This is a genomic window from Myxococcus qinghaiensis (genome assembly GCF_024198215.1).
GTDB classification, from domain to species: domain Bacteria; phylum Myxococcota; class Myxococcia; order Myxococcales; family Myxococcaceae; genus Myxococcus; species Myxococcus qinghaiensis.
This window is the reverse complement of sequence record NZ_JAKCFA010000002.1, coordinates 357,895-380,784: the sequence shown is the minus strand read 5'-3', so window position 1 is coordinate 380,784 and position 22,890 is coordinate 357,895. Positions and strand designations below refer to the sequence as shown.

Here is a 22,890-nt window from a genome sequence, read left to right as displayed (position 1 = left end):
GGGGCTGAATACTCCCTGCCTCGGGAGACCTCCAGCCCCCAGTGTGTCGACGGCTCAGCGGTCCAGCCGGAACTCCACCACCAGGCCCGCGTGGTCTGACGGCCAGAGGCCGGAGGCCGTGCGGTCGTCGAGCAGCGCGCCCACCACCTCGGCGGACTGGGGATTGACGTTGTCGCCGGCGTACAGCACCAGGTCGATGCGCTCGTCGAGCGCGGTGGTGGTGGTGTCGTTCACCGTCTCGCTGAAGCAGCAGGTGAAGCCGTCGCCCGTGCCCACCGTGGTCCACGCATCCGCGAGCCCCGTCGTCGTGTTGACGATGGTGGGATAGCCCGTGGTCACCGCGCCCGGTCCGGTGTTCAGGTCTCCGACGACGATGATCGGCTTGTCGTACGTCTGGACAAGCGCGGCCAGCTCCGCGGCCTGGTTCTCGTTGCCGGGCTGCAACGTCTCCAGGTGCGTGTTGACGAAGGTGAAGCGCGCGCCGTCCACCGTGGCGTCCACCTTGGTGAAGCCGCGCAGGAAGCGAATCGACGCGCCGCCCACGGGCACCTCCTGCGCATAGGCGTAGTTGCCCGTGACGACGTTGGCGATCTGCACGTCGCCGCGCGCCAGGATGACGTCCCGGTCCGTGAGGCGCACGTCCGTGAGGTCCGTGGCGTTGCCGGCGAGCGCCGCGGGCACCTCCGCGTCCGCGTTCTGCACCGTCGCGGCGGCGCGGTAGTTGAGCCCCCGGCTCTGCAGCTCCGCGAGCAGGATGGCCAGGAAGTCGTACGTCACCGTCTGCGCGTTGGGCAGCGGGTTGGAGGAGAAGTCGCTCGGGTTCTGCGTGCGGTAGAGGGACACCTCCTGCAGGCCCACGAGAGCCGGGTTCGCGCCCTGGATTTCATCCGCCAGCGCCTTGGCGCGCTCGGGGAAGTTCGTCGCCTGCACCGTCGTGTAGAGCTGGGCGGCGATGGCGGGGATGTCCTGCGGTGCCTGCGCCGTGGCGAGCAGCTCGATGTTGCCGCCCAGGTAGAGGTTGCGGGTCATCACCTTGAACTGGGCGGTGCCGGGTTCGACGGAGTCGTCGGTGTCGTCGTCATTGCAGGAAACGAGGAACAGCGGAGCGCACGCGAGCAGCGGCGCGATACGGAGGAGGCGAAGTGGAGTCATGGGCCCGGACGGGGACAGGGGTGGAGTGGGGCGAATCCGGCCCTGTTCCCCCGCGTCGGGCAAAAGGAATCCCAGAGCGGCGTCGGCTCATGCACAGCCGTCCATGTCCGACTGTTCAGAGCCGCGCTGGCCCTTGGCTGTAAGGCAGAGACAGATGTTCGCCGGGAGGCGGAAGCGTGATTGCGCGCAGTCCGTCTCCGCTCCACGTGACGAAGCAGAGCTCGGTCGACTCCAGGGCCTTTCCGAAGTCGAAGTGCGCGCGCATGAAGCCCGCGTCATTCGACTCCAGCACCGTGATGTTCAGGTCCCCCAGCCGCAGCTTCGTGCCGACAGGCGGAGGCGTGTCCCGGTTGACCAGCTCCCAGAAGCCCGGGTGTCGCGGCGCGCCGCTCACGACCAGGTCGAAGGCCTCTGGGGAGGTCCGCTCGATGACGTGGTCATGCGGCGCGGCGCTGAGCAGCCGGTAGAGGCGCGGAGCCCGCCCCTGGAGCAGCATGGCGGCGGGCACGTAGAGGGAGACGCTCGGGTCCGAGGCGGCCACCATGACCAGGGTCCCCTCGCACGGAGGAGCCTCGCGGGCGATGCGCCACTGCGCGTCCGCGATTCGCCCCAGCGCGACGCCCAGTCCCACGCGGAACAGCGGCCCCAGTACGACATGGCCCAGCACCAGGACGACGACGGCCGCGCGGAGCAGGAGCTGGTGGCGGCGGGGGAGTGAGGCCTCGCGCGCCGCAGCCCAACCCCGGACGATGAGCACCGCCGCGAGCGCGCTGCCCGCGAGCAGCGGCACCATGAGGACGCGCCCGCCGATGACGCCCGCCGCGCCGGGAATCGTGGCGGCCAGCCCTCCGGGCAACAGCCAGCGCAGCGTGGCGCGCTCCTGCTCGGACAGGTGTGGCCGGAGCGCGCGCAACATCAGCAACGCGCCCGCGGTGGTGAGCGCGCCCCAGGCCGCGAAGCCGGAGTGCAGGGCGGGCGTGCCGGTGGCGGCGTCGGAGGGCGTGGCCACCACCAGCTCCCCCGCGAGGATGCACACGCGCTGGAGGAGGGTGGCGAGGAAGGCCCCGGGCGCGCCGATGGGGTCCAGGTAGCCGCCGCTGCCGCGCGCGCCATAGCCCTGGCTCGCGTAGAAGCCGAGATAGAGCATGGCGAGGACCGCGAAGGGCAGAAGCTCGACCGTGGCCCGACGCCAGCCCTCGCGTCGGCCGAACACTTCATAGGCGCCCAGCAGCGCCACCGAGCCGAGCGCCGCCTCTCCGGAGAGGAGCGCGGCCACCATCAGCAGCGGCGCGAGGACGCGGCCCGGCTTCCAGCCTTCCTCACGGGCGCGCACGTGCGAGGCCACGGCGAGCAGTCCCAGCAGCGCGGAGATGAGGGGATGGCGCGAGGCGAGCCAGGCCACGGGGAACAGGTGCGCGGCGGCCACCGCGTAGAGGACGGTGGCGAGCGCCGCCACGGAGGGCGGCAACAGGCGCCGGTGAAACCACCCCACCAGCGTCACCAGCCCCAGGAACCAGGCGAGGCTGTGCAGGTGGGCGGGGAAGGGGGCGTCGTCGAAGAGCCACGCGTCCAGGCTGAGCAGCGCGCTGGGCACCGGGCGGAAGAAGCGCACCACCAGCGAGTCGGAGGCCCACCAGGGCAACAGCCCGGACTCCCTCAAGCGCATCGGGTCCGAGCGCGGGCCTCCCACGAACTCGTAGAGCGTCAGCGGTCCCCAGTCACCCATGGAGGACAGGCGCCCGGAGAGGACGAGCCGGTGCACCAGGTCATCGAGCAGCAGTCCCACGTTCAAGGACGGCAGCGAGACGAGGATGCCCAGTCCCAGCGCCAGCACGAGCGAGCGGGGCCAGCGCCACCAGGCTCCGGTGGTCCCCGCGCGAGATGGACGTTCCGTCATGGAGGTCTCCACCTTCGCCTGAATGCGTCATCCGCATCAAGGCGGGGTGCGGCATGCGAAGCCCGCGTGAGCGGCGTTGCCCCGGACGGCGCGTTCCGTCACCATGGACACATGAACATGAATTCACCTTCAGTTCGGTGCGCGGTCGTCACGGGAGCGGCGAACGGAATCGGTCTCGCGGTGGCGGAGTCGATGGCCGCCCAGGGGATGAAGGTGTTGCTGGCGGACCTGGACGAGGTGGCCGGTGCCCAGGCGGCGGCGCGGCTGCCGGGGGCCTTGTTCCAGCGCACGGACGTGTCCTCGCGCGAGGACTGCAAGGCGCTGGTGGGGCGGGCGGAGCGGGAGTGGGGGCGGCTGGACATCCTGGTCAACAACGCGGGCGTGCAGCACGTGGCGCCGGTGGAGGAGTTCCCCGAGGAGAAATGGGAGCAGCTCATCCGCATCATGCTGGTGGGGCCCTTCGTGCTGACGCGGCACGCACTGCCGCTGATGTATGCCCGGAAGTGGGGGCGCATCATCAACGTGTCCTCGCTCCACGGGCTGGTCGCCTCGCCGTACAAGTCCGCGTACGTGTCCGCGAAGCACGGGTTGATGGGCCTGACGAAGACGGTGGCGCTGGAGGCCGCGGACCGGGGCGTCACGGTGAACGCCGTGTGCCCCAGCTACGTGCGCACGCCCCTGGTGGAGAAGCAGATCGCCGACCAGGCGCGCGTCCATGGCCTCACCGAAGCGGAGGTCGTGGAGAAGATCATGCTCGCGCCCGCGGCGGTGAAGCGACTGCTGGAGCCGGCGGAGGTCGCCGCCTACGTCGGCTTCCTGTGCTCGGACGCCGCCGGGGGAATCACGGGGTCCGCGCAGGTGATGGACTGTGGCTGGACGGCTCGCTGAGCGCGGCTCCCGCGGGAGGCGCGTCCGTGAGGTGGGCGCGGTAGGTCTCCGCCGACAGCCAGACGGAGACGAGGGTGACGACGGCCAGGGCCACCATGTAGAGCGACACCGGCCAGGCCTGTCCTCCCGACTGAGTCAGGAGCGCGGTGGCGATGACGGGTGACAGCCCCCCGGCGAACACCGACGCCAACTGGTAGCCGAGCGACGCCGCGCTGTAGCGCACGCGGGTGCCGAACAGCTCCGAGAAGAAGCTGGCCTGCGGGCCGTACATGGCCGCGTGGGCGATGATGCCCAGCGTAATCGCCAGCCAGATGAGCCCCGTCTCCTTCGTGTCGAGCAGCCAGAAGAAGGGGAACGCCATCAACCCGCAGCCCAGCGCGCCGGCCAGGTAGACGGGACGGCGGCCGAAGCGGTCCGACGCCGCGCCGAAGGCGGGAATCGCCACCAGGTGCACGGACGTCGCGATGAGCACGCCGTTGAGCAGCGTGGTGCGAGGCAGTCCCAGCCGCTCCGTCCCGTAGGAGAGGACGAACGTGGTGATGATGTAGAAGAAGCCGTTCTCCGCGAAGCGCGCCCCCATGGCGAGGAGGATCTGCCGGGGATACTGACGGAGCGCTTCCATCACCGGCATGCTCTCGGCGGCCTCCGTCTTGGGACGCGCCTTGAAGACGGGCGACTCCGCGACCTTGAGCCGGATGAACACGCCCATGCCGATGAGCACCGCGCTCAACAGGAAGGGCACGCGCCAGCCCCACGCGAGGAACGCGGCGTCCGGCATCCGCGAGAAGTAGCTGAACACCGCTGTGGCCACGAGCAGGCCCGCGGGGGCGCCCATCTGCGGCCAGCTTCCGTAGAACCCCCGGCGATGCGCGGGGGCGTGCTCCACCGCCATCAGCACCGCGCCGCCCCACTCGCCGCCGAGCCCGAAGCCCTGGATGAGCCGCAGCAGCACGAGCAGCGCGGGAGCCCAGGGGCCCACGGTTTCATACGTGGGCAACAGCCCCACCGCGAAGGTGGCCACGCCCATCAGCATCAGCGTGGCGCTGAGCATCGCCTTGCGGCCCAGCTTGTCTCCATAGTGGCCGAAGACGACGCCGCCCAGGGGGCGGGCGATGAAGCCCACGGCGAAGGTGCCGAAGGCGGCCATCGTCCCGGTGAGCGGGTCGAACGACGGGAAGAAGAGGCGGTTGAACACCAGCGCCGCCGCCGTCCCGTAGAGGAAGAAGTCGTACCACTCGATGGCGGTGCCGATGAAGCTGGCCACCGCCACCTTCAGGATGGAGTCCCGCTGCTCTTGCGCCGGTGCTTCCATGGGGGGCTGCTCCTCTGGGCTGGACATCGGGCTCAAGTGGGCGTGCGTCGGCGAGGGGCTAGAGCTGGAGGCGGAGCGTCAGGAAGTAGGACGCGTCAATCTCGTCGTCGACGCCGTCCTGCTTCTTCTGGTAGCGCGCGTACCGGCCGCCAATCGCCACGTCCTCGGTGAACCAGTAGGTGCCGCCGATGTTGAGGAACGTCTGCGTGGTGCGGGTGACGGGCTCACGAGCGGGCGCGTCTTGAGTGGCCGCGACGAAGGACGGCGAGCGGTCCGCGACGCGGTTGAACTGCACGCCGATGCCCGAGCGCCCGTGGAGGTTGACGTCCACGCCCGCGCCCAGGCTGGTGGCGGTGTACCGGGTGCCGAGCAACTGGTCGGCGAAGCCCGGCGTGCTGTTCGTCACGTCATTGGTGACGCGCGCGAAGTTGAAGAACGGGGTGATGAAGAGGGGGATGCCCACGTTGGCGTGCAGCTTGAAGAGCAGGTTGCCGCGCAGGTTGTTGCCGTGCAGCAGCGGGTCCGTGCGCGACGTCGTCTGGTAGTTCACGTCGAAGACCTGGGCCATGGCCTTCGCCTCGAACAGCTCGTGCGAGTACGACAGCGAGGGACTGAGGACCTGGAAGTGCAGGTCGTCATCGGGCTGGCCGTTGCGGTAGTTGGCCAGGGGGCGCTCCCAGAAGCGGCTGCCACCGCCGAACGAGCCTCCCACCTGGTAGGAGCTGGACGTGCTCAGCGGATTGGCCGCGGTGAAGCCCATGCCCAGACGGAAGCCGTTCCACTCGTAGGCGGCCTGCGCGCCCTGGCCCCGGTTGAAGCCGCTGTAGAGCAGCGGATCTCTCGTGTACTTGTCCGCGAGCAGCGTGTCGGCGATGTGCGTGGAGATGAAGTCCACGCTGGCCGGGTCCACGATGATGCCGGCCTCCAGCGTGACGTCCCAGCGCTGGAGCCGGATGACCTGGTCTCTCACGCTGAAGGAGGCGGTGCCTTCCCACACGCCGGAGCCGTGCGCGCGGATGTTGCGCTCGAACTCGCTGCGGAAGGAGACGTACTGCCCCAGGCGGCCCTCGAAGCCGAAGCGGGTGAGGGCCACCGTCGTCGCGCGGCTCTCCCGGTTGCGGTTGAGCGTCTGGATGAGGTTCTCCACGTGGAGGCCGCCCGCGAGCGCGAGCACGGGCTTCACGTAGAACGTCTCGTTGCCCACGGCCAGGCTCGGCCGGGTGGCGGGCGGCGGGCGGGTGTCGACGACCTCGGTGGTGCCCGCCATCTCCTCGGGGTTCTTGGCCGCTTCTTTCGCCGTGGGCTTCTCGGCGGCGAGCTCTCCGGCGGACGTCGCGTCGGTGGTGGCCTGGGGCGCGGGCGCTTCGGGAGGCGCGGGCGTGGGCGTGGGCTCCGCCTGGGTCACGGCGGGAGGAGAGGAGGGCGCTGAGTCAGTGCTCTGGGCCCAGGCCGCTGGCGAGGTTCCGAGGGCCAGGACGCAGAGGGACGCGGTGAAGGGAAGTCGCTTCATGGGGGGCTCGAAGAGGAGGGCGGGAAAGGCTCGGACCGGCGCGCGGTGAGGAGGCCGCGCGCCGGTCCGACTGGGGGGAGAGGAGGGGGTTACTCGCCCAGGTAGCGCAGCGTCAGGTCGAGCCCCGCGTTCGAGCGGAGCGAGCCGAAGTGGTTGGCGATGAAGCCTCGGTTGAAGTAGCCGCTCGTGTCGTAGTCATTGAGCGTGGTCAGCGTGTTCGTCACGCAGCCCTCCATCTCGATGCGCGAGGCCGCCTCGGACACGTAGAAGTCCTGATAGTTGGTGCCCTGCTCCTTGTCCGTCATCGTGAGCGTGTAGTACTTCACGACGTTGTCCCCGCACTGGCCCGTCTTGCCGAAGGCGTAGTCACCGTCCGCGCAGGGCGTGGCGAACAAGTCCCGGGGACCGTTGAGCGGCTTGTGGAAGTACGTCTGGGAGTAGTTGGAGCGGCTGCCCATCTCGCAGACGATGGTGCCGCGCATGGTGGTGTTGGTGTTGCAGAGCGAGCTGGGCGGGTCATACGTGGACACGCCGTGGTTGGCGCCCGAGCCGAGGATGACGTGGCTCACCTGGGGGAAGGGGTTGATGGAACCCGCCAGGCCGGAGCGCCACTCCACGTACAGCCGGCGCAGGGCGTCGCGCGCCACCGTCACGCCGAGCGAGTGCGCGATGAGCGCCACCTTCCGGTTGGGCTGGTCCTTCATCACCGCCTTGATGAGCGACTGGAGGATGGGCGTGGACCAGCCGTGGTCGATGTTGCCCGCGGCGTTCTGGGTGGCGTTGTTGGTGGACGGGTCGATGCCCGGGACGATGTCCGTGCGGAAGTCCACGGCGATGACGCGATAGCGCTGGGCGATGAGCGTCTCCGCCAACTGCGCGCGGGCGACGGTGTCCCCGGTGAACTGGACGTTCTCCGTGGCGGTGTTGACCGTCGTGCCCGGCGGCAGGATGAACTTCTCCCACGTGTGGGGCCGGGTGGAGTTGCCGTGGACGAGGATGACGATGGGCTTCGTCGTGTCCTCGTTGGGCTGGGCGTATTCCTTCGCGGCACAGGGGAAGCCCGGAATCTTGGCTACGTCTCCGTCGATGAACCCGGTGGCGCTGTTGGGACCTCCGAAGGCGGTGTTGCCCGTCCACTTGCCGTCGTTGTTGCCGTCCTTGTAGGGCGTGGTGCCGGCGGTGTTCGTCTTGTCGTAGTAGAGGTTGTCCACGGAGCAGCCCGGATGGTTCGACAGGGGCCGGTACTTGCCGTCATAGGCGCGGTAGGTCTCCTGCGTCTGCGGTACCGCCGTGGTGATCTCCTTCATCTCCTCGGGGTCGCCAATGGACCACGTCGCGATGTCGATGCTCGCCGCTTGAACTTCGGACGTCTTCGCGGCGATGCGCTCACGGCACGCCTTCACGGCGGCGGGGACCTCCGTGTCCGGCCCTGGGCCTCCGTCGGCCGGCTCCTGGTCCGAGCACGCCGTTCCGACCAGACCGACAACAGCCACCACCGCGCGGAAAACCCTGCGACGCGTTGCCATGTGTAGCTCCGTTGCAATCGCTAGCTGATGTTGTGTGGAGAGGCGCTGGCACGTCTTTCCGTGACAGCACGGCGATCCGTACCAAACGGGTGGTCCCGGCGGCAAATGAAGTTGAAGGGTGATTCACATTTCTGGTCATCCGAACATGAATACTGAATCAGTATTGCAGTGCGTCAGGCGCTGGAGGCCTTTGGAGATGTGGTCGGATATTGCGTTGCGTCAGGGATTGGGGGCGGGCGGTGAGGGGGAGACACACAGCGGCAGGGATTGAAACAACGTGTCCGGACTCGGGATGGGGTGTGTCGGAGGCGGGAATCGAATGAGTCGAGGCGGGGTGGGGGCTACGCTCGCGGGAGGGCGACGTCTGGCCCCTGGTTGAGGATTTCCATGTCCCGTCATCAGTTCAGTCGGAGTGAGTTCCTGTCGTTGACCAGCCTGCTCGCGGGGAGTGCGCTCTGGAGTGCCCCGGCGGGTGCCGCGGCGCCCGCGCCGACGAAGGCTCCGGCTCGGCAGGCTCCGAAGGAGACGAAGGGGTTCCCGGCGGAGCCCACGCGCGCGGAGGTGGAGGAGGTCCGCCGGGCCTGTCGTGGCTCTCTCACGGGGGTGCACGCGTCGGATGACCCGGGCGCGGAGCTCGTCGCCGTGGGCGAGTGGATGCGGCGCCAGGGCGTGAAGGGGGACTTCTACGGCGACAGCGAGTTCATCGACGGCTTCGAGAAGAAGGTCGCGGGGATGTTGGGCTTCGAGGCGGGCTGCTACATGCCCACCGGCACCATGGCGCAGCTCAGCGCGCTGCGAATCTATGCGGACGCGTTGAAGAACCGGAACTTCGGCGTCCACCCGTCGTCACACCATGTGTTGCACGAGGACAGCGCGCACGTGGTGTTGCATGGGCTGCATGACGTCATCGTCTCTCCCTGGACGCGGCCGTTGCTGGCCAGGGACGTGCTCGAGTCGCCGGAGCCGCTCGGCGTCGTGAGCGTCGAGCTGCCGGTGCGGTGGCTGGGCGGTCAGCTCCAGACGTGGGAGCAGTTGGAGGAGCTGAAGAAGACGTGCCGGGAGAAGGGCGTGAAGCTCCACATGGACGGGGCGCGGCTGTGGGAGTGCCAGCCCTTCTACAACCGGCCCTTTCCGGAGATCTGCAAGGGCTTCGACTCCGTCTACGTGTCCTTCTACAAGCGGGTGGGCGCGCTGGGCGGGGCGATGCTGGTGGGAGGCCGCGACTTCATCCGAGAGGCGCGCATCTGGCGGCACCGGCATGGAGGGAACCTCTTCCACCTGACGCCCTACGTGGCCTCCGCGGCCATGCGGCTGGACGCGGCGGTGGCGCGAGTCCCCGCGCAGGTGAAGCGCGCGAAGGCGCTGACCGAGGCCCTGGCGGCTGACAGCCGCCTCACCGTGCTGCCGCGTCCGGTGCAGACGAACATGTTCCGTGTGTTCGTGCGCGGAGACGCGAAGGCGCTCTCACTGCGCGCCTTCTACGTGGCGCGGGACACGGGCGTCTGGCTGGGAGGCTTCAGTCCCACGCGGGTGCCCGGCGTCGTCGAGACGGAGCTTCAGGTGAGCGAGGGCCTGGACAACGTCTCCGATGCGGACGTCGTTCGTGCCTACCGGAGGTTCCTCGACGAGGCGACGTGAGGGAGGGCGGTTGGTCGCCAGGCTGCTTGTCCGTCGGGTGGCCGCCGCCATTGCGGAGGGCGGACGCTGCGTTAACTCAAAGGTATGACCGAAGCACTTCCCACCACGCGCGACTTCATGATTCCCGAGGGTTGCCCCGTCTGTGCGGCGGACCTGCCGGTACGTGTCACGGCGGCGGGTCCCAGCGGCGTCTGCAAGCACTGCGGATGGCTGGGGCGGCCCCTCATCACCGTGACCCACAAGGGACTGAGCGTCAGCTACGAGGGCGCGCAGGCCTGAGCGACACAGGTCATCCGGGGGCGCGCGCCAAGGCCGCGCCCGGATGGCCCGAGTCCACGGGCGCGATGAGTTGGCGCCCTCGGGCAGGCGCCAGCCGTGACTCTGGGCGCCGCGTGAGCTCGAGGCTCAGCCCGCCTGGGCCGTGGGAGTCTCCGCCGGCTGTGGCTCGGCCGGAGTGGGGCGTCCCGCGGTCTCCAGCCGATCCACCTTCCGCAGCTCGGGGAAGCCCCAGGCCCAGATGGCGACGATGGCCAGTGTGCCCACGGCTCCCGTGACGACGGCCGGAATCGCGCCCACGTGCTCCGCGAGCCAGCCCGCGCGGAACTCGCCCAGCTCGTTGGAAGCGCCGATGCACATCATGTTCACCGCGCCCACTCGGCCGCGCATCTCGTCCGGCGTGGCCATCAGCTCCAGCGTGTGGCGCACCACCACGCTCACCATGTCGGCGGCGCCCGCGATGGCCAGCGCCACCAGGGACAGCGGCAGGGACTTGCTCATGCCGAACACGAGCGTTGCCGCGCCGAAGATGGCCACCGCCGTGAACATCTTCCAGCCCGCCCGGCCAGCCAGGGGACGCATCGCCAGCATGACGGCCACCACCGCCGCGCCCGCGGCCGGCGCGCACCGCAAGAGTCCCAGTCCCCAGGGCCCCGTGTGCAGCACGTCCCGCGCGTAGATGGGCAGCAGCGCCACCGCGCCACCCAGCAACACGGCGAAGAGGTCCAGCGTGATGCTCCCCAGGAGCAACCGCTGCCGACGCACGAAGCCCAGGCCCGCCACCAGCGTGGAGAAGGACAGCGGCTGCGACGAGGCCCGGCCGGTCCGCACCTTCAACGAGAGAATCCACACCACCGTCAGCGCGCAGAGCGACGCGGAGCCCAGATACGCCCCGGTGGCTCCCGCCCAGCCGTAGAGGACTCCGCCGACCGCCGGGCCCGCGATGGTGGCCACCTGCCACGTGGTGGAGTTCACGGCGACCGCGCGCGTCAGCTCGTCCTTCGGCACCAGGTGCGGTGTGAGCGCTCCGCCAGCGGGGGCGTAGAACGCGCGGGCCGTTCCGAAGAGGACCAGGACTCCGTAAACGAAGCGCACGTCCGTGATGTGGCCCAGGGAGAAGGACAGCAGCGCGAGGCTGCACAGCAACATCACGCTCTGGCAGATGGCCAGGATGATGCGGCGATCAAACCGGTCGGCGACCTGTCCGCCAATCAGACAGAAGGCGAGGAAGGGCACGAACTGGGCAAGGCCCGTGTAGCCCAGGGCCAGGGCGCTGCCCGTCACTTCATAGACCTGCCAGCCGATGGCCACGGACTCGATCTGCATGGCGAGCACCGCGCAGAGCCGGGCGATCTGGTACGTGCGGAAGTCACGGTGACGGAAGACGGAGAGGGAAGGGGCGGCGGTCTCTGACATGCTGGAGCGGGGCTGTAACGCACGCCCGCCGGCCTTTCCAGTCACAGTGTGAGGACGCGGAGGGAGAGCACTCGGGCCGCCTGCCTCCTGTTCGCCGGTCCCCACGGCGGGCGCGTCCTGGACTACGGTAGCGCCCCCCTTTCGAGGTGTGACTCAGGCAGACGTCTTCTGGAAGCGGCGCGAGGCCACGGCCATCATCATGAAGCCGAAGACGGCGAGCGCGAGCACCTGCCGCCACAAGTCACCCAGTCCCGCTTCCTTGAGCAGCGCGCCGCGCAAGACCTCCACGTAGTAGCGCACGGGGTTCAGGTACGTCAGCCACGCCAGCCAGTCCGGCATCGCCCGGATGGGGCTCATCACCCCGGACAGGAGCACCGCGGGCAGCACGAAGAGGAACCCCCCGACGAACGCCTGCTGCTGCGTGCGGCTCACCGTCGCGATGAGCAGGCCCACGCCCAGGGTGGACAGCAGGTAGAAGAGGGTGGCCACCGCGACGAGCGTGAGGCTTCCGCGCAGGGGAACCTTGAAGACCCAGGCGCCCACGCTCAGCGCGAGCCCCACGTCCACCAGGCCAATCAACAGGAACGGCGTCACCTTGCCCGCCATCAGGATGCCAGGGCGCAGCGGTGTCACCTGGAGCTGCTCCAGCGTCCCCGTCTCGCGCTCACGGGAGAGGCCCATGGCCATGATGACCGTGGTGACGATGAGCAGCAGCATCGCGGCGATGCCCGGCACCACGTACACGGACGTGGACAGCTCCGGGTTGTAGAGCACGCGTGGCATCAGCTCCACCGGCGAGCGGGGCGGCGTCTCGCCCCGGGCCTGTGCCTGCGCTTGTGCCAGTTGCATCGCCCTGAGCACCGCGTACTGCGCCACCGCGTTCGCCGCGACGGACGAGCGCGTCGGGTCCGAGCCATCCACCAGCGCCTGCACCTGCGCGCCCTCGCCCCGCAGCAGGTCCTTCTGGAAGTCCCGAGGGAAGATGAGCGCCACGGAGGCCTCCCCGCGTTCCAAGGCCTCCTCGGCGGCGAGCTCGTCGGAGACCTCGGCCTTCGAGTCGAGCGTGTCCCCGGCGAGCTGGGAGCGCGCGTAGTCGCGGCTCTCCGCCGTCTTGTCCCGGTCCACCACCACCGTGGGGACATGGCGCACGTCGAAGTTCACCGCGAAGCCGAGCAGGAAGAGCTGCATCAGCGGAGCCAGCGTGATGAGCGCCATGACCCGGCGGTCTCTCGCGGTCTGGCGCACCTCCTTCACCACCACCGCGCGGTACTGCACCACCAGCGGATGCATGTTCGCCCAGCCTCCCTTCAGTCCAGTCGACGCTGGAAGCGGCGGGTCGCCACCACCAACATGAGGGCCGCGAACAGGGCCAGGGCCACCAGCTGCGGCCACAGGACGTCCAGGCCATTGCCGCGCAGGAGCACCCCGCGCAGCGTCGCCACGTAGTACCGCGCGGGAATCAACGTGCTGATGAGCTTGAGCGGCGTCGGCAGGTTCTCGATGGGGAAGATGAAGCCCGACAGCAGCATCGACGGCAGCACGGACGTCATCGTCGCCACCTGCGTCGCAACCACCTGGTTGCGCGTCACCACCGAGATGAGCAGCCCCTGTCCGAGCATCCCCACCAGGAACAGGACCGAGCCCAGGCTCAGGGCGACGAGGCTTCCTCGCACCGGAACGTCGAACACCCACGCGCCCACCGTGAGCACCAGCAATACCTGGAGCAGGCCGATGCCCAGGTAGGGCAGCAGCTTGCCCACGACAATCTCCAGCCGGCCCACGGGCGTCGCGAAGAGCTGCTCCATGGAGCCTCGCTCCCACTCGCGCGCCACCGTCAGCGCGGTGATGAGTACCGCGACGATGGCCAGGAGATACGCCGCCAGGCCCGGCACCAGGAACATCGCCGAGCGCGCATCCGGATTGAACAGCGTGCGCACGCGTGCTTCCAGCGGAGGCGCGGCCACTCGCACCGGACCTCCCAGCTTCCGGCCCGCCATCTCCACCAGGGCCTGGGCCTTGGCGAGCGCCTGCGTGGCCGAGTTTCCGTCCGCGCCGTCCACCAGCAACTGGACCTGGGCGCCTCCGCGCTTCACGTCCTCGGCGAACCCCTTCTTGATGAGGAGCACGCTCATCGCGGTGCCCTTGCGCAGCGCCCCGACTGCTTCGTCCGGCGACGTGCCGTCCTGGACGACCACGAACTCCTGGGACGCGGTGACCTGGCGCACCAGCTCTCGCGACAGGTCCGTGCGGTCCTGGTCCACGACGGCCAGCTCCAGGTGGTCCACGTCGAAGCTGATGCCGAAGCCGAACAGCACCAGCATCACCACCGGCATCGCCAGGGCCAGGTAGAGGGTGCGGATGTCGCGCCGGATGTGCAGCACCTCCTTGCCCGCCATCGCGAGGATGCGACCCACCCTGTGATTCACACGTGTCGAGGCCATGGGCTCAGTCATCTCCCCGCTGCGCTCGGGCCGTGAGCGCCAGGAACACGTCATCCAGCGTGGGCGCCGAGTCCTCCAGCTCCAGCGGGTCCACGCCGCGCGCCCGCAGCCAGTCCGCCAGGGCCTCCGCGGGCAGGCGCTCCGGGTCCACGCGCACGGTGGCGCCAGAGCCGAAGCGGCTCACGTCCAGCACGCCCGCCATGCCGCGCAGCGAGTCCAGCGCCGGGGCGAGGCGCGGGCCTCGCACCTCCAGCACCCGGCCCGGAGCGTGCGTCCGCTTCAGCCCCGCTGGCGTGTCCAGCGCCACCAGCTTCCCGTCCACCATGATGCCGATGCGGGCGCAGTTCTCCGCCTCGTCCATGTAGTGCGTGGTGACGAAGACGGTGGTGCCGCGCGAGGCGAGGTATCGAATCAGCTCCCAGAAGGAGCGGCGCTGTATCGGGTCCACGCCCGCGGTGGGCTCGTCCAGGAAGACGATGCGAGGCCGGTGCAGCACCGCGCTCGCCAGCGCCACGCGCTGCTGCAGTCCTCCGGGCAGCGCCCCCGTCACCTCGTCCTGCACGGCGCCGAGCTGCATCCGCTCTACCATCTCCCCGATGCGCGTCTCCAGCTCCCGGCCATAGGCGCCGTAGGCGGAGGCGAAGAACTCCAGGTTCGCCCTCACGCTCAGGTCCAGGTACAGCGAGAACTTCTGGGACATGTAGCCGATGCCGGCCTTCACGCGCTCGGGCTCCTTGTCCACGTCGAAGCCCGCGACGCGCGCGCCACCCCCGGTGGGCTTCAGCAGGCCGCACAGCATCCGGATGGTGGTGGACTTGCCCGCGCCGTTGGCGCCCAGGTATCCGAAGATTTCGCCCGTGCCCACCTCGAAGCTCACGTCGTCCACGGCCGTGAAGCTCCCGAAGCGCCGCGTCAGGTGCTGCACCTCGATGGCCGGAGTCATGCGGCCCTCCCGCCGTCGCGCTTCTCGACGAGGGCCAGGAAGACCGCCTCGAAGTTGTTGGCCGCCGCCCCGTGCTGGCGCGCCAGCTCCCGAGGGTCTCCCTCCGCGATGAGCTCTCCTGAGTAGAGCAGGCCCACCCGGTGGCACCGCGCCGCCTCGTCCATGTACGGCGTGGACACCAGCAGCGTCATGCCCTCGTGGACCAGGCCATACAGCAGCTCCCACAGCTCGCGGCGGCTCACCGGGTCCACGCCGTTGGTGGGCTCGTCCAGGAGCAGCACGCGGGGCCGGTGGAGCAGGGCGCACGCCAGCGCCAGCTTCTTGTACATGCCGCCCGACAGCGCATCCGCGCGCCGGTCCGTGAAGCGGCCCAGTCGGGTGATATCCAGCAGGCGCTCGCGTCGCTCGGCGAAGTCCTGCTTCGAGAGGCCGAACAGCCGCGAGAAGAAGCGCAGGTTCTCGTCGACGCTCAAGTCTCCGTAGAGCGTGTTCCGCTGCGGCACCAGCCCCAGGGACTCGCGCACGGAGGAGCGCGTATTCGCCGGGTCCTCGCCGAGCATCCTCACGTGCCCCGCGTCGGGGAGCAGCAGTCCCGCCATCAACCGGATGGCCGTCGTCTTCCCCGCGCCGTCCGGCCCCACCAGCCCGTAGACCTCTCCGGTGTGGACGGCCAGCGACACGCCCTTCAGCGCCTGCGCCGCTCCGAAGGCACGACGCACGTCCTCCAGCGACACGTCCACCTCGGGGCGGGTGCTCACGGCCGTTGCTCCGCCACCGCCGCGTCGTTCGCCGGCCCCAGCGTGATATCCACGGGCATGCCCGGAAGCAGCACGCCTTCGGGCGCGTCGATGTGCACCTCGACGGGGTAGACGAGTCGGTCCCTGTCGCCGCGCGTCTGCACGTTGCGAGGGGTGAAGGCGGCCTCGCGCGCCACGGTGACGACGCGCGCATTGAACGTGCGGTCGGGATACGCGTCCGCGCGCACCGTGGCGGACTGCCCCGGCTTCGCCGCCGCCAGCTCCGCGTTGGGCAGGTAGAAGGTCGCCTTCGGCCGGTGCGTGTCCACCAGTCGCGCGACGACGGCGCCCGGCAGGGCCAGCTCGCCCACCTCCAAGGGCAGCGTCTCCACCGTGCCGCTCAGCGGCGCGCGCAGCTCGCACTCCGCCACCGACACCTGGGCCCGGCGCACCGTGGCCTCCGCGGCCTGGATGGCGCGCAGCGCGGACTCGGCCTGCTGGATGCTGGCACGCTCCTGCTCCGTCGCGGCGCGGGCCTGGCGGGATGCCGCCGTGCTCGCATGTCTCGCCGCCGCGAGCTGCTGCTCCAGGGACTGGGCCTGCGCGCGCGCCTGGTCCAACGAGGCCGCGGTCGTCGCGTCTCCCATCTGCTGGAGACGGTCCGCCTGTCGCTGGGCCAGTCCATGCTGGTCCGCCAGCGAGGCGATCTGCGCCTGGCTTCCCTCGGCCTGCGCGGCCACGGCCTCGCTGCTTCGTCCCGCGGCCACCGCCACCGCGCGCGCACCGTCTGCTTGCGCCTGCGCCATGGCCAGTCGCGCGGTGGCTTCACTCAGCCCCGCCTCGGGCTCCGTGCAGTCCAGGGTGACGAGCACCGCGTTCTTCTCCACGCGCGCGCCTTCCTCCACATGCCGCGTCACCACTCGCGCATTGAGCCGGGCCCGCACATCCACCGCCGTGCCCTCCACCACGCCCGAGCCTCCCGCGGGTCCCTCCGCGGCCCGCCGGTCCTTCAGGATGCGCACCCCCAACAAAGTGGCGAGCACCACCACCAGGACCACGAACACCACGACGGCACGTCGCATGGAGCCTCTCCTCGATGCCGCGGCTTCCCCCCGCGGTGACGCCCGGCCTGATGGCAAGGCCCATGCCAGCACTCGCACGCCGAGAGCGCCCGCATGGGTGTCGGAGGCCCGCGCGGCACCCCTGCCGGAAACCCGGCACCCCGCCGGAAGGCCGACACCCGTCACGTGGCGCTGACCGCGCTCCTCGCCTTGGAGGAGAAGGTGCGCATGCCCCATGAGAGGGGCGCCCTTCCGAGGAGAGGAGGGGCTTTCACCACGGCATCTTCATGCTTCTTCACGGGTTCGTTCGAACCCGCCATGGCACCTTGCGCCTGCCTTCCTCGGAGGATGGGGAGGGTGGCACCGCCATTGCTCATGAACCGCGCGCCACATCCCGTGCGCATCTCGTTGAAGGCGAAGAGGCCCCATGCTGCTCGACATGTACCTGTACTTCTGCCTGCCGCTCACCCGCCCGATCCAGCAGGGGCCCAAGGCCAAGGCCGCGCCCCGACGGAGGCGACCGAGCGTCCGCGCCGTCGCGCCCTCCCGGCCCGCTCCCCGGCGCGGCGTGAAGGCCGTGGCCGCCAAGACGGACAAGCCCTCCACCGGGGCCCGCCGGCCGGCGAAGCGCTCGCTGCGGGTGCTCGACGGAGGCCGCGCCGGCCTGCGCTGAGTCGAAGTTCCAGCCTCGCGCGCGGGGTTGATTGAATTGACAATCTGGGTCCATCTTGTCAAATCTGTCCAAGATGGGTACCGAGCTGAAATCTCCCGAGAAACCGCCGGACGACGCACGGCGGAGCCGGCTGCTGGACGCGGCGCTCAGTGTCTTCCTGCGCTACGGCTTCCGGAAGACGTCCATGGACCAGGTGGCCCGCGCCGCCGACGTGTCCCGCCAGGGGCTGTACCTGCACTTCGCGACGAAGGAAGAGCTCTTCCAGGCGACGTTGCAGCACGCGATGGAGGCCTCGCTGCGGAGCGCCAGCGAGGGGTTGTCGGATGTCTCCCTGCCGCTGGAAGAGCGGCTGGTGCGGGGCTTCGACGCCTGGGTGGGTCGCTACGTCGGCATGGTGGGCGCGGACGCCAAGGACCTGACGGAGGTCCTGAGCTCCATGGGGCTGGGCGAGGAGGCCGCGCGCTACGAGGCCCTGTTCCAGGAGGCGGTGGTGAAGGTGCTGCGGGCCTCCGGACTGGTGGCCGCGTACAAGTCCACCGGCCTCACCGCGCGGCAGCTCACCGACACGCTCTACGCGACGGCGCGCGGGCTCAAGTACCTCAGCGGTACGCGTGAGGCATTCGTTCAAGGCATCGGCGTCGCGGTCCGCGCGCTGTGCATGCCCCTGGGAGCATCCCGATGAAGACGCGAGGTTTACGGCGTGTGCTGCGCCGTGGAGCAATGGGCTTGGGCGCGGTGCTGGCGGTGGGCATCCTCGTGCTCGTCGTGGACGGCTATACGGGCTTCGGCAAGAAGGCGACGGGGGCCCGGCGGGAGCGGATGGAGCGCTCGCCCCAGTGGAAGGACGGGCACTTCGACAACCCCCAGCCGCTGGTGAACCACTTCGGGGAGATGATGTCGGGGATATTCGACGCCAGTCCCCACACCAGTCCCGGGGAGCCGCTGGCGGTGGAGGCCATCAACCCCCAGCGCTTCCTGACGCCGCCCGCGACGGGGCTGCGGGTGACGTGGATGGGGCACTCCTCTCAGCTGGTGGAGATCGACGGGCATCGCATCCTGACGGACCCGGTATGGAGCGACCGCGTCTCGCCGTATTCCTGGGTGGGCCCCAAGCGGTGGTTCGCGCCGCCCATCGCCCTGGAGGATGTACCTCCCATCGACGCGGTGGTCGTCTCGCATGACCACTACGACCACCTGGACCGCCCGACGCTCCTGGCGCTGAGGGACTCCGCGAAGCACTCCAAGGTGGTGTTCATCGTGCCGCTCGGCGTGGGTGCGCACCTGGAGTACTGGGGCATTCCGGCGGAGCGAATCGTGGAGCTGGACTGGTGGGAGCGCACGCGCGTCGGAGATATGGAGATTGTCGCCACCCCCGCGCGCCATGCCTCCGGGCGCTTCCTGTTCGACAAGGACTCCACGCTCTGGGCCGGCTACGCGCTCATCGGCTCCAAGCACCGGGCGTTCTACTCCGGCGACACGGGCCTGTTCCCGGCCATGCGGGACATCGGCGAGCGCCTGGGGCCCTTCGATGTGACGATGATTGAGACGGGCCAGTACCACCGCGCCTGGCCGGACTGGCACATCGGTCCCGAGCAGGCAGTGCTGGCACACCAGATGCTACGTGGAAAGGTCATGATTCCGGTGCACTGGGCCCTCTTCGGGCTCGCCTACCACGGGTGGACGGAGCCGGCCGAGCGGGCCCGCGCCGAGGCCGAGCGCCTCTCCGTGACGTTGCTGCTGCCCAGGCCTGGACAGAGCGTGGAGCCGGAGGTCGAAGCGGCGGGTGTTCGGGAGCGATGGTGGCCGGAGCTGGCGTGGGAGACCGCGGCGCAACATCCCATCCTCTCCACGGGCATGGGGGCGCCCGTGACGGCGAACCAGCCTGGAGGTCAGCCATGAAGGTCATCCTCTTCGGCGCGACGGGCATGGTGGGGCAGGGGGTACTGCGCGAGTGCCTGCTGTCGCCCGACGTGGAGCAGGTGCTCGCGGTGGGCCGCGCGGAGACGGGGCAGAAGCACGCGAAGCTGCGCGAGCTGTTGCTCAAGGACTTCCTGGACGCCTCCTCGGAGTCCTCGCTCGACGGCTATGATGCCTGCTTCTTCTGCCTGGGCGTGTCGTCGGCGGGGATGAAGGAGGAGGACTACCGGCGGGTGACGTACGACTTGACGCTGTCGGCGGCGCAGGTGCTGGTGCGGACGAACCCGAGGATGACCTTCATCTACGTCTCGGGCGCGGGGACGGACAGCACGGAGAAGGGGCGCTCGATGTGGGCCCGCGTCAAGGGGCGCACGGAGAACGCGCTGGCCGCGATGCCGTTCCGCGCGGTGTACCTGTTCCGACCGGGCATCATCCGGCCGATGCACGGCATCGAGTCGAAGACGCGAGTCTACCGGGTCCTCTACAAGGTGCTCAGCCCGCTGTACCCGGTGCTCAAGGCCGTGGCTCCGAAGTTCGTGACGACCACGGAGGCGGTGGGGCTGGCGATGCTGGCCACCGCCGAGCTGGGAGCGCCGAAGAAGGTGCTCGAGAACGACGACATCAACGAGCTGGCCCGCCGCTATTTGGAGCGTCGGGCGGGCACCCGGGCCGAGCACGCCTCGGCCTGACAGGGCGACATGGAACCGCGAACCCGCCGCAGCTACGAAGCCCTTCGGCTCAAGCACATCGGCCGCATCTTCGGCCGCATGGTGCGCTTGCGCGCGTATGGCGGCATGTTGCTGATGGTGGCTGTGTCGGCTGCGACGCTCGCGGATGGCGCGCCCTGGCGCCGCATCTGGCTGCCCGTCCAGGTGGTGTTGGCCCTGTCGTTCTTCTTCTTCGAGCTGCGCCGTTACGAGCGAGAGGGGCTCACGGAGCGCAGCATCGCCGGCAACCTGATGGTGGGAATCGTCCTGGAGCAGAGCCTGACGTGGGGCACGGGAGGACTGGCCAGTCCGCTGCTGCCGCTCGTCCTCCCGCTGGCCTTCGTGGGTGCCGCGGTGCTTCCGCCCCGTCAGCGGCTCGCGTTGATGGGAGCGGAGCTGGGGCTCTTGTCCCTCTTGTCGGCGGCACACGTGTTCGGGTGGACTCCACCCCTGCACCTGTCGTTCTTGGGAGAGCCTTCTCGGGAGACGCTCATCGCGGTGGCGGTGTTCATCCTGCTCCTGGTGGTGGCGGCCAACATCGTGGGCGCAGCCATCCGGGGCACCTTCGAGGACATGCTGGCGGAGTCCTTCCACCAGCGCGACGAGCTGTTCGCCACGCATCGCGCCCACGCTCGCACGCTGGAGTCCTTGTCGGGGGAGATTGCCCACGAGCTGAAGAATCCCCTCGCCACGGTGAAGGGGCTCACGCAGCTCATGCGGCGCGAGCCCGGGCGCGCGCAACCCCAGGAGCGGTTGGAGGTGCTGGCGGGCGAGGTGACTCGCATGCAGGACATCCTGGAGGAGTTCCTCAACTTCTCGCGTCCGCTGGTGCCGTTGTCGGTCAGCGAGGTGGACCTGGGCGCGCTGTGCGACGAGGCCTTGGTGCTGCACGAGGGGCTCGCCGCCGAGCACGGCGTCCGACTGGCCCGGGGCGGCGAGGGGCAGGTGGTCGCCGTGTGTGATCCTCGCAAGGTGAAGCAGGTGGTGATGAACCTGCTCCACAACGCCATCGACGCGAGTCCCCGAGGAGGCCAGGTGGTGGTGGACGTCGAGTCCGGGAGCGTGGGCGACGTGCGCGTCGTCATCCGGGATTCGGGAGCGGGGCTGTCCCCGGAGGTGTCCGCGCGGGCCTTCGACGCGGGTGTCACCACGAAGTCGAAGGGCTCCGGGCTCGGGTTGACGGTGGCGCGTGCGCTGGCGCGGCAGCATGGCGGTGAAGTGACGCTTCGCAACGAGGCGTCCGGAGGCTGTGTGGCGGAGCTGATGTTGCCGCGCGAGCTTCCGGCGGACACCCTGGGTCCGGTGCGAGACGTCCGTGAGGTGGTCCATGCGCGGTGAGTCGGGCGCGGTGTCTCGCGTGCTGGTGGTGGACGATGACGCGGGCGTGCGCTTCACGCTGAGGGAGATGTTGCGCAGCCTGTCCGGCGTGGAGGTGGAGCAGGCGGAGGACGGCGAGGCCGCGTTGGAGAAGCTGGCGTCGCGCCCGTTCGAGCTGGTCATCACCGACCTGCGCATGCCTCGGATGGACGGCATGGAGCTGGTGCGCCGGGTCAGCGCGGTGCCCCACGCGCCGCGCATCATCGTCATCACCGCGCATGGCTCGGAGCGCTTCGCCGTGGAGGCGGTGAAGGCGGGCGCCTATGACTACTTCCGCAAGCCCTTCGACGTGGACGAGCTGCTCGCCGTCGTCACGCGCGCCCTGGAGTCCGTGCGGCTCCGCCATGAGAACGAGCGACTGACGGGGGAGCTGAACCTGTCGCGCTCCATGGTTTTCTCCTCGGAGCCCATGGGTCGGCTGGCGCAGCTGGTTCAACGCGCGGGCTCTCGCGACGTGACGGTGCTCATCACCGGGGAGAGCGGCACCGGCAAGGAGCGCGTGGCGGAGGCACTGGTGCGCGCGTCGCCGCGAGCGAACGGGCCCTATCTGCGCTTCAACTGCGCGGCCCTCACCGAGGAGCTCGCGGAGGCGGAGCTGTTCGGCCACTCGAAGGGCGCCTTCACCGGAGCGCATCGGGTCCGCCCGGGGCTGTTTCGCGAGGCGGACGGCGGGACGCTGCTGCTGGACGAAGTCGGCGAGCTGGCGCCTCCGCTCCAGGCCAAGCTGTTGCGCGTGCTCCAGGAGAGCGAGGTCCGCCCGGTGGGAGAAGACCGACCGGTGAAGGTGGACGTCCGCATCCTGGCCGCCACGCACCGCGACTTGCGCAAGCGCGCGGCGGAAGGGCAGTTCCGCGAGGACCTCTACTACCGGCTCAACGTGGTGCAGCTCCGCGTGCCGCCGCTGCGAGAGCGCCCCGAGGACATCCCCGTGCTGGCGCGGATGTTCCTGGACCGCTTCAGCGACAGGTTCCACACGGGCCCGTTGAAGATACCGGAGGGCTTCGTCGACCGGCTGATGGCGCTGCCCTGGCCGGGCAATGTCCGCGAGCTGGAGAACACCCTGGAGAGCCTGGTGGCCCTGTCGAGCGATGGCGAGCTGGACCTGTCCCTCCTGCCGACGTCCGAGCCCCGCTCTACGGCCGCCACGTCCACGGGGCCCATGGCCGAGGGTGCCCGGAGCGAGGAGGGGGAGGCCACCCCCACGGGCACGGGGCTCAAGGAGCGCGTCGAGGCCTATGAGCGGGGGCTCGTGCTCGACGCACTGCGCATCGAGGGCGGAAACCGCAGCGGCGCGGCGCGGCGGCTGGGCATCGGCCGGGCCACCCTGCACGACAAGCTGCGCAAGTACGGGCTGGACAGCGCCCCGGATGAAGGCGGAGAAGGCCGGGGCTGACGTCCCCCTCGGGCTCGGGAACAAAC

20 protein-coding genes are annotated in these 22,890 nt (G+C 69.8%); 9 read left to right on the top strand and 11 right to left on the bottom strand.

Annotation, left to right across the window (positions count from 1 at the left end):
- Window positions 1–54: 54 nt before the first annotated feature.
- Window positions 55–1,152 (bottom strand): endonuclease/exonuclease/phosphatase family protein, encoded by a 1,098-nt coding sequence (locus tag LZ199_RS04085; protein ID WP_253992314.1) that lies wholly within the window; start codon window positions 1,150–1,152, stop codon window positions 55–57.
- Between the two features lie 115 nt (window positions 1,153–1,267).
- On the bottom strand, window positions 1,268–3,049 hold the full coding sequence (locus LZ199_RS04080) for a hypothetical protein (protein ID WP_253992313.1): 1,782 nt from the start codon (window positions 3,047–3,049) through the stop codon (window positions 1,268–1,270).
- A 117-nt stretch (window positions 3,050–3,166) separates the two neighbouring features.
- Here LZ199_RS04080 and LZ199_RS04075 point away from each other — a divergent pair, with 117 nt between their 5' ends.
- A complete protein-coding gene (locus LZ199_RS04075) occupies window positions 3,167–3,937 on the top strand; it encodes a 3-hydroxybutyrate dehydrogenase (RefSeq protein ID WP_253992312.1) in 771 nt (256 codons plus the stop codon).
- Here LZ199_RS04075 and LZ199_RS04070 read toward each other — a convergent pair.
- The 3 genes from LZ199_RS04070 to LZ199_RS04060 form a co-directional block, all read right to left on the bottom strand.
- Window positions 3,891–5,249 carry an MFS transporter gene (locus LZ199_RS04070; RefSeq protein ID WP_253992311.1) on the bottom strand — a complete coding sequence of 453 codons (1,359 nt, stop codon included), beginning with the start codon at window positions 5,247–5,249 and terminating at the stop codon, window positions 3,891–3,893. The two genes, LZ199_RS04075 and LZ199_RS04070, sit on opposite strands and share 47 nt — an antisense overlap.
- A gap of 58 nt (window positions 5,250–5,307) precedes the next feature.
- On the bottom strand, window positions 5,308–6,759 hold the full coding sequence (locus tag LZ199_RS04065) for a hypothetical protein (RefSeq protein ID WP_253992310.1): 1,452 nt from the start codon (window positions 6,757–6,759) through the stop codon (window positions 5,308–5,310).
- An 89-nt stretch (window positions 6,760–6,848) separates the two neighbouring features.
- Complete coding sequence (locus tag LZ199_RS04060; protein WP_253992309.1) at window positions 6,849–8,285, bottom strand: esterase/lipase family protein; 1,437 nt, start codon at window positions 8,283–8,285, stop codon at window positions 6,849–6,851.
- Between the two features lie 387 nt (window positions 8,286–8,672).
- Here LZ199_RS04060 and LZ199_RS04055 point away from each other — a divergent pair, with 387 nt between their 5' ends.
- The gene (locus LZ199_RS04055; protein WP_253992308.1) at window positions 8,673–9,923 is read left to right on the top strand and encodes a threonine aldolase family protein; all 1,251 of its coding nucleotides are present in this window, start codon (window positions 8,673–8,675) and stop codon (window positions 9,921–9,923) included.
- 84 nt (window positions 9,924–10,007) lie between these two features.
- The gene (locus LZ199_RS04050) at window positions 10,008–10,202 is read left to right on the top strand and encodes a hypothetical protein (RefSeq protein WP_253992307.1); all 195 of its coding nucleotides are present in this window, start codon (window positions 10,008–10,010) and stop codon (window positions 10,200–10,202) included.
- A 126-nt stretch (window positions 10,203–10,328) separates the two neighbouring features.
- On the opposite strand, the gene LZ199_RS04045 is transcribed toward LZ199_RS04050, so the two are convergent.
- From LZ199_RS04045 to LZ199_RS04020, 6 genes are all read right to left on the bottom strand, one after another.
- The gene (locus tag LZ199_RS04045) at window positions 10,329–11,615 is read right to left on the bottom strand and encodes an MFS transporter (protein WP_253992306.1); all 1,287 of its coding nucleotides are present in this window, start codon (window positions 11,613–11,615) and stop codon (window positions 10,329–10,331) included.
- 153 nt (window positions 11,616–11,768) lie between these two features.
- Entirely contained in the window at window positions 11,769–12,905 is a 1,137-nt protein-coding gene (locus tag LZ199_RS04040; protein ID WP_253992305.1) for an ABC transporter permease, read from the bottom strand.
- A gap of 17 nt (window positions 12,906–12,922) precedes the next feature.
- Window positions 12,923–14,056, bottom strand: a complete 1,134-nt coding sequence (locus LZ199_RS04035; RefSeq protein WP_253992304.1) for an ABC transporter permease — start codon at window positions 14,054–14,056, stop codon at window positions 12,923–12,925.
- 4 nt (window positions 14,057–14,060) lie between these two features.
- Window positions 14,061–14,999 (bottom strand): ABC transporter ATP-binding protein, encoded by a 939-nt coding sequence (locus LZ199_RS04030; protein WP_253992303.1) that lies wholly within the window; start codon window positions 14,997–14,999, stop codon window positions 14,061–14,063.
- Window positions 14,996–15,757 carry an ABC transporter ATP-binding protein gene (locus LZ199_RS04025; RefSeq protein ID WP_253992302.1) on the bottom strand — a complete coding sequence of 254 codons (762 nt, stop codon included), beginning with the start codon at window positions 15,755–15,757 and terminating at the stop codon, window positions 14,996–14,998. The genes LZ199_RS04030 and LZ199_RS04025 overlap by 4 nt, the downstream gene beginning before the upstream one ends.
- Window positions 15,754–16,818, bottom strand: a complete 1,065-nt coding sequence (locus LZ199_RS04020; RefSeq protein ID WP_253992301.1) for an HlyD family secretion protein — start codon at window positions 16,816–16,818, stop codon at window positions 15,754–15,756. The genes LZ199_RS04025 and LZ199_RS04020 overlap by 4 nt, the downstream gene beginning before the upstream one ends.
- A 406-nt stretch (window positions 16,819–17,224) precedes the next feature.
- On the opposite strand from LZ199_RS04020, the gene LZ199_RS04015 reads away from it, so the two are divergent.
- From LZ199_RS04015 to LZ199_RS03990, 6 genes are all read left to right on the top strand, one after another.
- Window positions 17,225–17,470, top strand: a complete 246-nt coding sequence (locus LZ199_RS04015) for a hypothetical protein (RefSeq protein ID WP_253992300.1) — start codon at window positions 17,225–17,227, stop codon at window positions 17,468–17,470.
- A 73-nt stretch (window positions 17,471–17,543) separates the two neighbouring features.
- Window positions 17,544–18,152: a TetR/AcrR family transcriptional regulator gene (locus tag LZ199_RS04010; protein WP_253992299.1), complete on the top strand. Its 609-nt coding sequence runs from the start codon at window positions 17,544–17,546 to the stop codon at window positions 18,150–18,152.
- Between the two features lie 38 nt (window positions 18,153–18,190).
- Entirely contained in the window at window positions 18,191–19,369 is a 1,179-nt protein-coding gene (locus LZ199_RS04005) for an MBL fold metallo-hydrolase (RefSeq protein ID WP_253992298.1), read from the top strand.
- Window positions 19,366–20,076, top strand: a complete 711-nt coding sequence (locus LZ199_RS04000; RefSeq protein ID WP_253992297.1) for a Rossmann-fold NAD(P)-binding domain-containing protein — start codon at window positions 19,366–19,368, stop codon at window positions 20,074–20,076. Before LZ199_RS04005 ends, LZ199_RS04000 begins: the two co-directional genes overlap by 4 nt.
- A gap of 9 nt (window positions 20,077–20,085) precedes the next feature.
- Window positions 20,086–21,432, top strand: a complete 1,347-nt coding sequence (locus LZ199_RS03995; RefSeq protein ID WP_253992296.1) for a sensor histidine kinase — start codon at window positions 20,086–20,088, stop codon at window positions 21,430–21,432.
- Window positions 21,422–22,864, top strand: coding sequence for a sigma-54-dependent transcriptional regulator (locus tag LZ199_RS03990; protein ID WP_253992295.1), 1,443 nt, complete (start codon window positions 21,422–21,424; stop codon window positions 22,862–22,864). Before LZ199_RS03995 ends, LZ199_RS03990 begins: the two co-directional genes overlap by 11 nt.
- Window positions 22,865–22,890: the final 26 nt, after the last annotated feature.

Bases quoted from the DNA above. Each gene is read 5' to 3' on its own strand.
- LZ199_RS04065 (WP_253992310.1), bottom strand. From the start codon at position 6,759: ATGAAGCGACTTCCCTTCACCGCGTCCCTCTGCGTCCTGGCCCTCGGA.
- LZ199_RS04075 (WP_253992312.1), top strand. From the start codon at position 3,167: ATGAATTCACCTTCAGTTCGGTGCGCGGTCGTCACGGGAGCGGCGAAC.
- LZ199_RS04045 (WP_253992306.1), bottom strand. From the start codon at position 11,615: ATGTCAGAGACCGCCGCCCCTTCCCTCTCCGTCTTCCGTCACCGTGAC.
- LZ199_RS04000 (WP_253992297.1), top strand. From the start codon at position 19,366: ATGAAGGTCATCCTCTTCGGCGCGACGGGCATGGTGGGGCAGGGGGTA.
- LZ199_RS03995 (WP_253992296.1), top strand. From the start codon at position 20,086: ATGGAACCGCGAACCCGCCGCAGCTACGAAGCCCTTCGGCTCAAGCAC.
- LZ199_RS04015 (WP_253992300.1), top strand. From the start codon at position 17,225: ATGCTGCTCGACATGTACCTGTACTTCTGCCTGCCGCTCACCCGCCCG.
- LZ199_RS04035 (WP_253992304.1), bottom strand. From the start codon at position 14,056: ATGGCCTCGACACGTGTGAATCACAGGGTGGGTCGCATCCTCGCGATG.
- LZ199_RS04030 (WP_253992303.1), bottom strand. From the start codon at position 14,999: ATGACTCCGGCCATCGAGGTGCAGCACCTGACGCGGCGCTTCGGGAGC.
- LZ199_RS04040 (WP_253992305.1), bottom strand. From the start codon at position 12,905: ATGCATCCGCTGGTGGTGCAGTACCGCGCGGTGGTGGTGAAGGAGGTG.
- LZ199_RS04080 (WP_253992313.1), bottom strand. From the start codon at position 3,049: ATGACGGAACGTCCATCTCGCGCGGGGACCACCGGAGCCTGGTGGCGC.
- LZ199_RS04050 (WP_253992307.1), top strand. From the start codon at position 10,008: ATGACCGAAGCACTTCCCACCACGCGCGACTTCATGATTCCCGAGGGT.
- LZ199_RS04070 (WP_253992311.1), bottom strand. From the start codon at position 5,249: ATGGAAGCACCGGCGCAAGAGCAGCGGGACTCCATCCTGAAGGTGGCG.
- LZ199_RS04085 (WP_253992314.1), bottom strand. From the start codon at position 1,152: ATGACTCCACTTCGCCTCCTCCGTATCGCGCCGCTGCTCGCGTGCGCT.
- LZ199_RS04005 (WP_253992298.1), top strand. From the start codon at position 18,191: ATGGGCTTGGGCGCGGTGCTGGCGGTGGGCATCCTCGTGCTCGTCGTG.
- LZ199_RS04055 (WP_253992308.1), top strand. From the start codon at position 8,673: ATGTCCCGTCATCAGTTCAGTCGGAGTGAGTTCCTGTCGTTGACCAGC.
- LZ199_RS04020 (WP_253992301.1), bottom strand. From the start codon at position 16,818: ATGCGACGTGCCGTCGTGGTGTTCGTGGTCCTGGTGGTGGTGCTCGCC.
- LZ199_RS04060 (WP_253992309.1), bottom strand. From the start codon at position 8,285: ATGGCAACGCGTCGCAGGGTTTTCCGCGCGGTGGTGGCTGTTGTCGGT.
- LZ199_RS04010 (WP_253992299.1), top strand. From the start codon at position 17,544: ATGGGTACCGAGCTGAAATCTCCCGAGAAACCGCCGGACGACGCACGG.
- LZ199_RS03990 (WP_253992295.1), top strand. From the start codon at position 21,422: ATGCGCGGTGAGTCGGGCGCGGTGTCTCGCGTGCTGGTGGTGGACGAT.